The organism is Klebsiella sp. JB_Kp042 (assembly GCF_040065275.1).
Lineage (GTDB): Bacteria > Pseudomonadota > Gammaproteobacteria > Enterobacterales > Enterobacteriaceae > Klebsiella > Klebsiella quasipneumoniae.
In genome coordinates this window covers 15,610-28,392 of record NZ_JBEAJL010000097.1, presented here as the reverse complement: position 1 = coordinate 28,392, position 12,783 = coordinate 15,610, and the positions used below count along the sequence as shown (strand labels likewise).

Below are 12,783 nucleotides of genomic sequence, written 5' to 3'. Positions count from 1 at the left end.
TCGGCGGTTGCGCTGACCCGGCAGCGTGTTATCATCTGGGCAGACCGGTTACATCCCCTTAACTGCTGTTTAAGAGAAATATATCATGACGGATAAATTAACTTCTCTGCGTCAGTACACCACTGTCGTCGCTGACACCGGAGATATTGCGGCAATGAAGCTGTATCAGCCTCAGGATGCCACCACCAACCCTTCCCTGATCCTCGGCGCGGCTCAGATCCCTGAGTACCGTAAGCTGATTGACGACGCTGTGGCCTGGGCTCGTAGCCAGAGCAGCGATCGCGCGCAGCAGATCCTCGATGCTTCCGACAAGCTGGCGGTGAACATCGGTCTCGAAATTCTGAAACTGATCCCGGGCCGTATCTCCACCGAAGTGGATGCGCGTCTCTCCTACGACACCGAAGCGTCTATCGCTAAAGCCAAGCGCATCATCAAGCTGTATAACGACGCGGGCATCAGCAACGATCGTATTCTGATCAAGCTGGCTTCCACCTGGCAGGGCATTCGCGCCGCTGAACAGCTGGAAAAAGAGGGCATCAACTGCAACCTGACGCTGCTGTTCTCCTTCGCTCAGGCTCGCGCTTGCGCCGAAGCGGGCGTCTTCCTGATTTCGCCGTTCGTTGGCCGTATCCTCGACTGGTACAAAGCCAACACCGATAAGAAAGAGTACGCGCCGGCAGAAGATCCGGGCGTGGTTTCCGTCAGCGAAATCTACGAGTACTACAAGCAGCACGGTTATGAAACCGTGGTGATGGGCGCCAGCTTCCGTAACGTTGGCGAAATTCTGGAACTGGCTGGCTGTGACCGCCTGACCATCGCCCCGGCACTGCTGAAAGAGCTGTCCGAAAGCGAAGGCGCCGTTGAGCGTAAACTGGTATATACCGGTGAAGTGAAAGCGCGTCCGGAGCGTATTACCGAATCTGAGTTCCTGTGGCAGCATAACCAGGATCCGATGGCGGTAGACAAACTGGCGGAAGGTATCCGTAAGTTTGCGATCGACCAGGAAAAACTGGAAAAAATGATCGGCGAACTGCTGTAATCCCGCAGGTGGCCGACGCCCGTCGGCCACATTACACTGTCTGTCCCGCCAGCAGCAGTGTATCATTTCGTTTAACGCCACAGTTTGAACGGAATAACCATGAATACCTTACGAATCGGCTTAGTTTCCATTTCCGATCGCGCCTCCAGCGGCGTCTATCAGGACAAAGGCATCCCGGCACTGGAAGAGTGGCTGGCGCGTGCCCTTACCACCCCTTTTGAACTGCAGACTCGCCTGATCCCGGATGAGCAGGTCATTATTGAGCAAACGCTGTGCGAACTGGTTGACGAGATGGGGTGCCATCTGGTGCTGACCACCGGCGGCACCGGCCCGGCGCGTCGCGATGTGACGCCCGACGCCACGCTGGCGGTTGCCGATCGCGAGATGCCGGGTTTCGGCGAGCAAATGCGCCAGGTTAGCCTACACTTTGTGCCGACGGCGATCCTTTCCCGGCAGGTCGGGGTGATCCGCAAGCAGGCGCTGATCCTCAATCTTCCCGGACAACCGAAAGCGATTCAGGAGACCCTGGAAGGGGTGAAAGATGCTGACGGCAACGTGCTGGTGCACGGTATTTTCGCAAGTGTACCTTATTGTGTACAGTTGCTGGAGGGGCCTTATGTGGAAACCGATGGCCGTGTGGTAGAAGCATTTCGTCCCAAAAGTGCCCGACGCGAAACTTTATCCTGAATTTGATGCATTTGTGACATAACATGCATCGCTGATGGTGTGCCGTTTTATTTACGATATAGTGCTGTTTACTTTACACACTATAAAATACGCTGCACGCCTCAGGATGAAATCGCGTTATGTCATATGCAAACCGACCGCTCAACCGCCAGGATTATAAAACGCTGACGCTGGCCGCCCTTGGCGGCGCGCTGGAGTTTTATGACTTTATCATCTTCGTTTTCTTCGCCGCCGTCGTCGGCGAGCTCTTCTTCCCCGCGGATATTCCGGAATGGCTTCGCCAGGTACAGACCTTTGGCATTTTCGCCGCCGGTTACCTGGCGCGTCCGCTGGGGGGGATCATCATGGCCCATTTTGGCGATCTGGTTGGCCGCAAGAAAATGTTTACCCTCAGCATCCTGCTGATGGCGCTGCCGACCCTGGCGATTGGTCTGTTGCCGACCTACAGCTCGGTGGGCATCGTGGCGCCGCTGCTGTTGCTACTGATGCGTATTCTGCAGGGGGCGGCGATCGGCGGCGAGGTGCCTGGCGCCTGGGTGTTTGTCGCCGAGCATGTTCCGGAAAAACGCATTGGTATCGCCTGCGGCACGCTGACGGCCGGCCTGACCGTAGGCATCCTGCTGGGATCGGTGGTAGCGACGCTTATCAACACCAGCCTGACGCCGCAGGGGATCCACGACGGCGGCTGGCGGATCCCCTTCCTGCTGGGAGGCGTATTTGGTCTGGTGGCGATGTATCTGCGCCGCTGGCTGCAGGAGACGCCGATTTTTCTTGAGATGCAGCAGCGCAAAGCGCTGGCGCAGGAGCTGCCGGTAAAAGCGGTCGTCCTCAAACACCAGAAGGCGGTGGCGGTCTCTATGCTGCTGACCTGGCTGCTGTCGGCAGGCGTGGTGGTGGTGATCCTGATGTCGCCGGTCTGGCTGCAGAAACACTATGGCTTCGCCCCGGCGATAACCCTGCAGGCCAACAGCATTGCCACGATTATGTTGTGCATCGGCTGTCTGCTCGCCGGGCTGGCGGCGGACCGCTTCGGCGCCAGCCGCACCTTTATCGTCGGCAGCCTGCTGCTGGCGGTTGCCAGCTGGGCGTTTTACCACCTGTCTGGCGCCAGCCCGCAGCGGTTGTTTCTGCTCTACGGCACGGTGGGACTCTGTGTGGGCGTGGTGGGGGCGGTGCCTTATGTTATGGTGCGGGCCTTCCCGGCGGAAGTGCGCTTCACCGGCATCTCCTTTTCCTACAATCTGTCGTACGCGATTTTTGGCGGCCTGACGCCAATTGCCGTCACGATGCTGATGGGGGTGTCGCCGATGGCCCCGGCCTGGTATGTGCTGGCCTTGTCGCTGATGGGGCTGGGATTAGGTATCTGGCTGCGTCAGGGGCTGACGGAGGCGAGCTTGCCGGAAGGGGAGCTGCAGCGCTAGGCAGGTTTGCCGATGATGACCAGCCGCCGCCCTGTCACAGGGCGGCGGCGGAAGATTAACGCGGTTCGCCGATCGGCAGCACGGTGCGGCCGAACTGCTCGTTCAGCACTTCGCCCATCGCCAGGTAAATGGCGCTGGCGCCGCAAACCAGGCCGATCCAGCCAGCAACTTTCACGATGCCTTCGTTATCCACCAGATGACCAATCGCCAGCAGCGCGAACAGCACCGTCAGGCTCAGGAACACGAACTGCAGCATGCGTGCGGCTTTCAGCGTACCGAAGAACATGAACAACGTAAAAATACCCCACAGGCCGAGATACATACCGAGGAAGTGCGCGTTCGGCGCATCAGCCAGGCCCATTTTCGGCATCAGGAGAATAGCAACCAGCGTCAGCCAGAAGCTGCCGTAGGAGGTAAAAGCGGTCAAGCCAAAGGTGTTGCCTTTTTTGTATTCCAGCAGGCCGGCAAAAATTTGCGCAATGCCGCCGTAAAAAATGCCCATCGCCAGGATAGCTACATCGAATGCGAACAGGCCGCTATTCGCCAGGTTAAGCAGAATAGTGGTCATGCCGAAGCCCATAAGGCCCAGCGGTGCCGGATTAGCCAACTTAGTGTTGCCCATAATTCCTCAAAATTATCATTAAAAGGGAAGCATTACCCCGCGACTTGGCGGCGGGGCGCGGCATAATAATGAGGCGCGGAAAGGCTGTCTATGATCTGGCGGGGTATTTTTCACCAATTTCAGTTGTGCCCGACGACGAGTGGAGCATTTGTCGTAAACAGGCAATATGCAGAACCGCGGGGATGGTGACCCGATAAGCGCTGCCGCTTACCGCTTTCACGCTGTTCAGCGCGGCGCCAAGCGGCCCCCCCAGCCCGGCGCCGCGTACCAGGCCATGGCCGATGACGCTCACGGCGGCGTGCGTGCGCAGGATGGCGGTTAACCGCTCATCCAGTAGCAGGGCAACGCCTTCACTCAGCTTGCGGCGCCTCAACAGATGGGGCAGCAGGCTTTCCAGCTCATGACTCCGGCACTCCACCGCGGCGAGAAACTGCGTTTTTTGTTCCTCATCCAGCTTATTCCAGCTGTGCTGCAGAAAATGCGTCAACAACTGTTGCTCGATCTGCGGCGTCGTCATCTGTTTATCGACCTTCGCCTTTAGCCTTTTACACACATCCAGCAGGATGGCGCGATAAAATTTGCCATGGCGGCGCAGCGTATTGGCGATGCTGTCGCCGCCGAAATGCTGTAGCTCGCCGGCGATCAACTGCCAGTTGCGGCGATAGCGCTCCGGGTGGCCCTCCATAGACAGAAAGGTCTCGTTGCGCAGCAGCGTACTGGAGAGACGGGGTTTGCCATTTTCCCCGTGGGTCAGAATACGGGTAAACGCTTCCAGATGCGCCTCGCTGCACTCAGGCAGAAAGGCGAGATCGTCATCATCCAGATAGTTAATATGCAAAACGTTTTCTCTCGGGCAGGGGACGACGTTAGTCGTCGCCGATAATTTTCAGTGAGGCCATATCTGAGGAGTTGACCGTGTGGCCGGAGAAGGCGATTTTTTTCACACAGCGCTTGTTGTCGTTATCGCTGTTGAGGGAGATCCAGCCGGTGGTGTGGCCCTCTTTGATCCCGGCGGGCACGTTCAGGGTGTGGCTGGCGCCGTGGCTGGCCTTAAAGTAGACCGTTGCTCCGGAAAGCTGAATGTCGCCGCGTTCGGCGCTGAGCTGAATACGTTTGACCACCCGGCAGACGGGAAGCTTCAGCGTCAGATCGTTGGTCTCATTGCGCGGCATGGCTATCACGCCGAGGATCTTATGGTCGTTGGCGGCCGCCGAGGTGATAACTGACACGCTAAGGATAAGCCCGGCTGAAAGCCGGAATAGTGATTTCATTAATTTGTCCCCTGAATAAGTTAAGTGCGAGGGCGGGGATCTTATCACTGCGAAAACGGGGCTTTTAGCGCACAAGTATTGCGTTTTATGTCAATGATATTATGAATATATTCGGTTTTTTTATTCGTTACTTGTATGGGTGTTTCGCCATCTTTTTTGCCGCCCGACAACATCGTTTGCTAAGCCATCGACGGCAGCGGGCGAGGGCGTCGGCTGGCCTCCGACAAAAAATTTTTCTGCTTGCCCCTTGATGCCGGGGTGGGCGACCCCATCTTGTAGTCAACCGCAGTGAAGAACCTGAAAAAAAATGATGTCTGGGCAGTTGAAACCGCACGTTTCGCCCTTATTACAGGTTCACAACCACATGTTGATCGAATTTTTAGTGGAGACGTTTAGATGGGTAAAATTATTGGTATCGACCTGGGTACTACCAACTCTTGTGTAGCGATTATGGATGGCACTACTGCACGCGTGCTGGAGAACGCCGAAGGCGATCGCACCACGCCTTCTATCATTGCCTATACCCAGGATGGTGAAACTCTGGTTGGTCAGCCGGCTAAACGTCAGGCAGTGACAAACCCGCAAAACACCCTGTTTGCGATTAAACGCCTGATTGGCCGCCGCTTCCAGGACGAAGAAGTTCAGCGTGACGTTTCTATCATGCCATACAAAATTGTTGCCGCAGACAATGGCGACGCATGGCTGGATGTGAAGGGCACCAAAACTGCACCGCCGCAGATCTCTGCTGAAGTGCTGAAAAAAATGAAGAAAACGGCTGAAGATTACCTGGGTGAACCGGTAACTGAAGCGGTTATCACCGTACCGGCTTACTTCAACGATGCGCAGCGTCAGGCAACCAAAGATGCTGGCCGTATCGCCGGTCTGGAAGTCAAACGTATCATCAACGAACCGACCGCGGCCGCGCTGGCGTACGGTCTGGATAAAGAAGTTGGCAACCGCACGATCGCGGTTTACGACCTCGGTGGTGGTACTTTCGATATCTCTATTATCGAAATCGACGAAGTTGATGGCGAAAAAACCTTCGAAGTACTGGCGACCAACGGTGATACCCACCTGGGCGGCGAAGACTTCGATACCCGTCTGATCAACTACCTCGTTGATGAATTTAAGAAAGATCAGGGCATTGACCTGCGCAACGACCCGCTGGCGATGCAGCGCCTGAAAGAAGCCGCTGAGAAAGCGAAGATTGAACTGTCTTCTGCTCAGCAGACCGACGTTAACCTGCCGTACATCACGGCAGACGCGACCGGTCCGAAACACATGAACATCAAAGTGACGCGTGCGAAACTGGAAAGCCTGGTAGAAGACCTGGTTAACCGTTCCATCGAGCCGCTGAAAGTAGCCCTGCAGGATGCCGGTCTGTCCGTTTCCGATATCAACGACGTCATCCTCGTTGGTGGTCAGACTCGTATGCCGATGGTGCAGAAGAAAGTGGCCGAGTTCTTTGGTAAAGAACCGCGTAAAGACGTTAACCCGGACGAAGCCGTGGCGATCGGCGCTGCCGTTCAGGGCGGTGTACTGACCGGTGATGTGAAAGACGTTCTGCTGCTCGACGTGACCCCGCTGTCGCTGGGTATCGAAACCATGGGCGGCGTGATGACTGCGCTGATCAGCAAAAACACCACTATCCCGACCAAGCACAGCCAGGTGTTCTCTACCGCTGAAGACAACCAGTCCGCGGTTACCATCCATGTGCTGCAGGGTGAGCGTAAACGCGCGTCTGATAACAAATCTCTGGGTCAGTTCAACCTGGATGGTATTAACCCGGCGCCGCGTGGCATGCCGCAGATCGAAGTGACCTTTGACATCGATGCTGACGGTATCCTGCACGTCTCCGCGAAAGACAAAAACAGCGGTAAAGAGCAGAAGATCACCATCAAAGCGTCTTCCGGTCTGAATGAAGAAGAAATTCAGAAAATGGTTCGCGAAGCGGAAGCTAACGCCGAATCTGACCGTAAGTTCGAAGAGCTGGTACAGACCCGTAACCAGGGCGACCATCTGCTGCACAGCACTCGCAAGCAGGTTGAAGAAGCAGGCGATAAACTGCCGGCTGACGACAAAACTGCCATCGAGTCTGCGCTGACCGCGCTGGAAACTTCGCTGAAAGGTGAAGACAAAGCGGACATCGAAGCGAAAATGCAGGCGCTGGCGCAGGTTTCCCAGAAGCTGATGGAAATCGCCCAGCAGCAGCATGCTCAGCAGCAGGCGGGTTCCGCTGACGCTCAGGCGAGCAACGCGAAAGACGACGATGTTGTCGACGCTGAGTTCGAAGAAGTGAAAGATAAAAAATAATCGCCCTTTGAACGGGTAAAACACTGGCACGGGCGAAGAGGTTTCCTCTCCGCCCGTGCACGCATGTTAAGGGGCTGAAAAACACCGATGGCAAAGCAAGATTACTACGAGATTTTAGGCGTCTCCAAAACAGCGGAAGAGCGTGAAATCAAAAAGGCTTATAAGCGCCTGGCCATGAAGTATCACCCGGACCGCAACCAGGGTGATAAAGAGGCCGAAGCCAAATTTAAAGAAATCAAAGAAGCGTATGAAATCCTGACTGATGCCCAGAAGCGTGCGGCCTACGATCAGTACGGCCATGCGGCCTTTGAGCAGGGCGGCATGGGCGGCGGCGGCGGTTTTGGCGGCGGTGCGGACTTCAGCGATATCTTTGGCGATGTTTTCGGCGATATCTTTGGCGGCGGACGTGGCCGGCAGCGCGCGGCGCGCGGCGCCGATCTCCGTTACAACATGGAGCTGACGCTGGAAGAAGCGGTACGTGGCGTCACCAAAGAGATCCGTATTCCGACGCTGGAAGAGTGCGACGTCTGCCACGGCAGCGGCGCCAAAGCAGGCAGCAAACCGCAGACCTGTCCGACCTGTCATGGCGCGGGCCAGGTACAGATGCGTCAGGGCTTCTTTGCGGTACAGCAGACCTGTCCGCACTGTCAGGGACGCGGTACGCTGATTAAAGATCCGTGCAATAAATGTCATGGTCACGGCCGCGTTGAGAAGACCAAAACCCTGTCGGTTAAAATCCCGGCGGGCGTGGATACCGGCGACCGGATCCGTCTGGCGGGCGAAGGCGAAGCCGGCGAGCATGGCGCACCGGCAGGGGATCTGTACGTTCAGGTTCAGGTGAAGCAGCACGCTATCTTTGAGCGTGAAGGTAATAACCTGTACTGCGAAGTGCCGATCAACTTCACCATGGCTGCGCTGGGCGGTGAGATTGAGGTCCCGACGCTCGACGGTCGCGTCAACCTGAAAATTCCGGGTGAAACCCAGACCGGCAAGCTGTTCCGCATGCGTGGGAAAGGCGTGAAATCCGTTCGCGGCGGCGCGCAGGGCGATCTGCTGTGCCGGGTGGTGGTGGAGACGCCGGTGGGGCTGAACGAGAAGCAGAAGCAGCTGCTGAAAGAGCTGCAGGAAAGCTTCGGCGGCCCGACCGGGGAAAACAACAGCCCGCGTTCGAAAAGCTTCTTTGACGGTGTGAAGAAGTTTTTTGATGATTTGACTCGTTAATCATTTCCGTTATTGCTGATAAAAAGCCTGAGATTGAGAAATCCCAGGCTTTTTTATTTGTTCTTGATGCATCCATTAATTTAACTCTTTGATTCAGAATCATTATTTTATTGAATCAGGAGTATTAACAGCGTTCTTCCCATTGATTTATTTTTCCCTTATGGCATAACCTACATGCATTTAATATATGTGCAGTTAATCTCAATAGGGCTTTATTATTTATAACATGAATAATTGATGGTCTGGTCATTTCGATGTTGCTGGGGCATTATGTCTTAATCATCCAGGATAAAGCCCGAACGTTTCATCTGTGGTTGCCCAAATGGGTATTGTCGGACGTCGCTCAAATCAATAACGTCCTTGCGCGCCAGTTATGACAAAAATAGGTAACAGACAAGTGCGTTATGATCGTGCCGGATATTTATAAATAATAACTTACCCTCACTAAAACAACATATTTTGACACATGCCTGATAATACCCATCGTCCCTTTTGATATGAGATTTTCATCACTATTTTGATGGTGTGTTTCGCTAACAATAAGCGCCGCAGAAAAGTAGTGTATGTCTATGGACGAATTATAACTTTGGGAAATACTTTCAATGCCTCGGATAAAAAATACGCTATTGGCTTGTACGATACTTGCAGCATCCTTGGGATTTAGTCACTCCGTACAAGCATCTTTGGACTACCAATATTCTTTTGGATCGATTAATGCAGGTTATGCTGACTGGAACAGCGGCTTTGTCGATGTAGGTCGTGGTGAAGTCTGGAAAGCCACAGCTGATTTTGGCGTCAATTTTAAAGAAGCCGAATTCTATTCTTTTTTTGAAAGTAATGTACTCAACCATTCTGTCGCGGGGCGTAACCATACGGTTTCAGCGATGACGCATGTTCGCCTTTTTGGCTCTGACTATACGCTCTTTGGCAAGATTTATGGCCAGTGGGAAAATACGTGGGGGGATGATCTGGACATGTTTTATGGTCTTGGTTATCTGGGATGGTCCGGGAAATGGGGATTCTTTAAACCTTACCTAGGACTCCACAATGAGTCGGGTGATTATGTTTCACCAAAATATGGGCAAACAAGCGGCTGGAACGGGTATGTGCTGGGCTGGACGGCAGCTTATAACTTCACGCTATTTGACGAGAAATTTGTTCTGTCAGACTGGAATGAAATTGAATTTGAGCGAAATGATGCCTACGCGGAACAGCAACACGGTGATTATGGAATTAATGGTGGTTTAACGCTGGCCTGGAAATTTTATCCTCGCTGGAAGGCAACGGTAACCTGGCGTTATTTTAAAAACAAATTAGGTTATGACGGCTTTGGCGATCAAATGATTTATATGGTTGGGTATGAATTTTAAAAAATGTCAAAGGAGTTAAAATGAAAAGAACAGTTGTTGCCAGTATGATTGGGCTGGCGCTATGTGCCGGGAGCGCGCTGTCAACAGCACATGCCGCAACAGAAAAGCGTCCTAATTTGGTTATTATTCTGGCTGATGATTTAGGGTATGGCGATCTTGCAACTTATGGACATCCCATTGTCAAAACCCCGAATATCGACAAACTGGCGCAGGAAGGGGTGAAATTCACCGATTATTATGCGCCTGCGCCGCTGTGCTCCCCCTCCCGTGCGGGTCTGTTAACCGGTCGTATGCCATTTCGCACTGGTATTCGCTCATGGATCCCGGAAGGCAAAGATGTTGCATTAGGGCGTAATGAACTGACCATCGCCAATCTGTTGAAACAGCAGGGCTATGACACGGCGATGATGGGCAAACTGCACCTGAATGCAGGTGGAGATCGTACCGATCAACCCCAGGCAAAAGATATGGGGTTTGATTACAGTCTGGTGAATCCGGCGGGATTTGTCACGGATTCCACGCTGGATAATGCCAAAGAGCGTCCTCGCTACGGGGTGGTGCATCCGACAGGATGGCTACGCAATGGGCAACGAATTGGTCGCGCAGAGAAAATGAGCGGTGAATTTGTCAGCTCTGAAGTGGTGAACTGGCTGGATAATAAGAAAGATGATAAGCCGTTCTTCTTATATGTCGCGTTTACTGAGGTGCACAGCCCGCTGGCTTCGCCGAAGAAGTATCTCGATATGTACTCGCAATATATGAGCGCGTACCAAAAACAGCACCCGGATCTGTTTTATGGCGACTGGGCTGATAAACCGTGGCGTGGCACGGGGGAGTACTACGCGAACATCAGTTACATGGATGCTCAGGTCGGTAAAGTGCTGGATAAAATTAAGGCAATGGGCGAAGAAGACAACACCATCGTGATTTTCACCAGTGACAATGGCCCGGTAACGCGTGAGGCGCGTAAGGTGTATGAGCTGAACCTGGCGGGTGAGACCGATGGTTTGCGTGGCCGTAAAGATAATCTGTGGGAAGGCGGCATCCGCGTTCCGGCGATTATTAAATATGGCAAACATCTGCCGCAGGGGATGGTGACGGATACGCCGGTTTCCGGTCTTGACTGGATGCCGACGCTGGCGAAGATGATGGATTTTACACTCCCGAACGATCGCACGTACGATGGCCAGTCTTTGGTTCCGCTGCTGGAACAGAAGCCGCTGGAGCGTAATAAGCCGTTGATCTTCGGCGTTGATATGCCATTCCAGGACGATCCAACCGATGAGTGGGCGATCAGGGATGGCGACTGGAAGATGATCATCGATCGTGAAAATAAACCGAAATATCTCTACAACCTGAAGACCGACCGTTACGAAACGCTCAATCAGATTGGCAAACGGCCGGATATTGAGAAACAACTATACGATAAGTTCCTGAAGTATAAAGCAGACATCGATAACGATTCGTTAATGAAAGCCCGTGGCGATAAGCCGACGCCGGTCACCTGGGGCTAACCGAATAACCATAAAACCGTAGTATGCCACTTAGGGCGATGCCCGCCTGATTCGGTGTTTAAACTGAATCAGGTTCTTTTTATTGGGATGGATATAGCGATCATGCGAAGAAAGAGCTGTCAGGTCATGATTAAACCGACAGGTTCAGTATGCAATCTTGATTGTAAGTACTGCTTCTATCTGGAAAAGGAAAAGCTCTACCCGGAGCGAAAGCGCAACTACAGAATGTCAGACGAGATGCTGGAACGCTTCATTAAACAACATATTGCCGCGCAAGAGGTTGATGAGGTGATTTTTGCCTGGCAGGGCGGAGAACCGACGTTGATGGGGCTGCCTTTTTATCGCCGGGCGATCGAACTCCAGCAGCGTTATGCTGCGGGAAAAACGATTGTGAATACCTTCCAGACGAACGGCATTTTGATCGACGACCAATGGGCTGAGTTTTTTCGGGCCAATCAATTCCTGGTCGGTATTTCCATTGACGGTGATGCAGCCTTGCATGACGAATGGCGCGTTACGCGCTCGGGAAAAGCGACGCATGCGAAAGTTGAACAGGCCATACAATGTCTGCACCGCCACGGCGTTGAATTTAATACGCTGACGGTTGTTAATCAGAGCAATATGCGCCATCCGCTTCAGGTATATCGCTATCTGAAGAGCATCGGCAGCCGTTATATGCAATTTATCCCTTTGGTGGAAAGAAGCAGCGAAAAGAGCGGCCTTGGGCTGGCGCACCCTGAAGACAGGCAAACAAAAATGATGCCGTGGTCGGTTGATCCGCTACAGTTTGGCCATTTTCTTAACGCTATTTTTGATGTATGGGTCCGCGAAGACATTGGCGACATAGGCATACAGATGTTTGAACAAACGCTTGCCGCCTGGTGTGGGTTGCCTCCCCAGGTATGCGTATTCGCGCCAACCTGCGGCAGCGCGTTTGCGATGGAGATGAACGGCGACGTTTATAACTGCGATCATTTTGTTTATCCGCAGTACAGGCTGGGAAATATTCAGGATACGACGCTACATGCAATGAATAATAGCGCGCAAAACCAGCAGTTTGGTGATGATAAAAGCCACTCAATGGCGCAGGAGTGTCGCTCTTGTCAGTGGCAATTTGCCTGCTACGGCGGCTGCCCCAAGCACCGCTTCTTGCCATCCGCGACGGGCGAGAGAAACCACAACTATTTGTGCGCAGGCTATAAAGCGTTTTTCTCTCATAGCGCGGTGACTATGAGCGCGATGAAAACACTCCATCAGAATGGTTTTTCACCGGCAGAGATAAAATCAATATTTGTTTGAAAACCATACCGTCACAGGGAGTTAAT

11 protein-coding genes are annotated in these 12,783 nt (G+C 53.4%); 8 read left to right on the top strand and 3 right to left on the bottom strand.

Translation table 11 applies throughout. The features are described 5' to 3' along the window. Positions 1–85 precede the first annotated feature (85 nt). From tal to ABLV54_RS19245, 3 genes are all read left to right on the top strand, one after another. Positions 86–1,039 (top strand): transaldolase, encoded by a 954-nt coding sequence (gene tal / locus ABLV54_RS19255; protein ID WP_004204228.1) that lies wholly within the window; start codon positions 86–88, stop codon positions 1,037–1,039. A 99-nt stretch (positions 1,040–1,138) separates the two neighbouring features. After that, a complete protein-coding gene (mog, locus tag ABLV54_RS19250) occupies positions 1,139–1,726 on the top strand; it encodes a molybdopterin adenylyltransferase (RefSeq protein ID WP_023291912.1) in 588 nt (195 codons plus the stop codon). Between the two features lie 119 nt (positions 1,727–1,845). Continuing rightward, positions 1,846–3,147, top strand: coding sequence for an MFS transporter (locus ABLV54_RS19245; RefSeq protein ID WP_050534025.1), 1,302 nt, complete (start codon positions 1,846–1,848; stop codon positions 3,145–3,147). Between the two features lie 55 nt (positions 3,148–3,202). Here the strand turns inward: ABLV54_RS19245 and satP are convergent, their stop codons facing one another. The 3 genes from satP to ABLV54_RS19230 form a co-directional block, all read right to left on the bottom strand. Continuing rightward, positions 3,203–3,769 (bottom strand): acetate uptake transporter, encoded by a 567-nt coding sequence (satP, locus tag ABLV54_RS19240; RefSeq protein ID WP_050534024.1) that lies wholly within the window; start codon positions 3,767–3,769, stop codon positions 3,203–3,205. 88 nt (positions 3,770–3,857) lie between these two features. Beyond that, positions 3,858–4,607, bottom strand: coding sequence for an acidic protein MsyB (gene msyB, locus ABLV54_RS19235; RefSeq protein WP_050534023.1), 750 nt, complete (start codon positions 4,605–4,607; stop codon positions 3,858–3,860). Between the two features lie 28 nt (positions 4,608–4,635). Then, complete coding sequence (locus ABLV54_RS19230) at positions 4,636–5,040, bottom strand: DUF2541 family protein (protein WP_023291916.1); 405 nt, start codon at positions 5,038–5,040, stop codon at positions 4,636–4,638. Between the two features lie 396 nt (positions 5,041–5,436). Between ABLV54_RS19230 and dnaK the strand changes: the two genes are divergently transcribed. The 5 genes from dnaK (at position 5,437) to ABLV54_RS19205 (ending at position 12,757) form a co-directional block, all read left to right on the top strand. Next, complete coding sequence (gene dnaK, locus ABLV54_RS19225) at positions 5,437–7,353, top strand: molecular chaperone DnaK (RefSeq protein WP_023291917.1); 1,917 nt, start codon at positions 5,437–5,439, stop codon at positions 7,351–7,353. Between the two features lie 87 nt (positions 7,354–7,440). Continuing rightward, a complete protein-coding gene (gene dnaJ / locus ABLV54_RS19220; protein ID WP_002887955.1) occupies positions 7,441–8,574 on the top strand; it encodes a molecular chaperone DnaJ in 1,134 nt (377 codons plus the stop codon). Positions 8,575–9,176: 602 nt separating this feature from the next. Continuing rightward, the gene (locus ABLV54_RS19215) at positions 9,177–9,944 is read left to right on the top strand and encodes an outer membrane protein OmpK (RefSeq protein ID WP_023291918.1); all 768 of its coding nucleotides are present in this window, start codon (positions 9,177–9,179) and stop codon (positions 9,942–9,944) included. A 20-nt stretch (positions 9,945–9,964) separates the two neighbouring features. Next, the gene (locus ABLV54_RS19210) at positions 9,965–11,458 is read left to right on the top strand and encodes a sulfatase-like hydrolase/transferase (protein WP_050534021.1); all 1,494 of its coding nucleotides are present in this window, start codon (positions 9,965–9,967) and stop codon (positions 11,456–11,458) included. Positions 11,459–11,557: 99 nt separating this feature from the next. Next, the gene (locus ABLV54_RS19205) at positions 11,558–12,757 is read left to right on the top strand and encodes an anaerobic sulfatase maturase (RefSeq protein WP_101881742.1); all 1,200 of its coding nucleotides are present in this window, start codon (positions 11,558–11,560) and stop codon (positions 12,755–12,757) included. Positions 12,758–12,783: the final 26 nt, after the last annotated feature.

What these genes read in the sequence shown, in the direction of transcription:
- ABLV54_RS19245 (WP_050534025.1), top strand. Translation starts at nt 1,846, where the DNA reads ATGTCATATGCAAACCGACCGCTCAACCGCCAGGATTATAAAACGCTG.
- dnaK (WP_023291917.1), top strand. Translation starts at nt 5,437, where the DNA reads ATGGGTAAAATTATTGGTATCGACCTGGGTACTACCAACTCTTGTGTA.
- ABLV54_RS19230 (WP_023291916.1), bottom strand. Translation starts at nt 5,040, where the DNA reads ATGAAATCACTATTCCGGCTTTCAGCCGGGCTTATCCTTAGCGTGTCA.
- mog (WP_023291912.1), top strand. Translation starts at nt 1,139, where the DNA reads ATGAATACCTTACGAATCGGCTTAGTTTCCATTTCCGATCGCGCCTCC.
- tal (WP_004204228.1), top strand. Translation starts at nt 86, where the DNA reads ATGACGGATAAATTAACTTCTCTGCGTCAGTACACCACTGTCGTCGCT.
- dnaJ (WP_002887955.1), top strand. Translation starts at nt 7,441, where the DNA reads ATGGCAAAGCAAGATTACTACGAGATTTTAGGCGTCTCCAAAACAGCG.
- ABLV54_RS19215 (WP_023291918.1), top strand. Translation starts at nt 9,177, where the DNA reads ATGCCTCGGATAAAAAATACGCTATTGGCTTGTACGATACTTGCAGCA.
- satP (WP_050534024.1), bottom strand. Translation starts at nt 3,769, where the DNA reads ATGGGCAACACTAAGTTGGCTAATCCGGCACCGCTGGGCCTTATGGGC.
- ABLV54_RS19210 (WP_050534021.1), top strand. Translation starts at nt 9,965, where the DNA reads ATGAAAAGAACAGTTGTTGCCAGTATGATTGGGCTGGCGCTATGTGCC.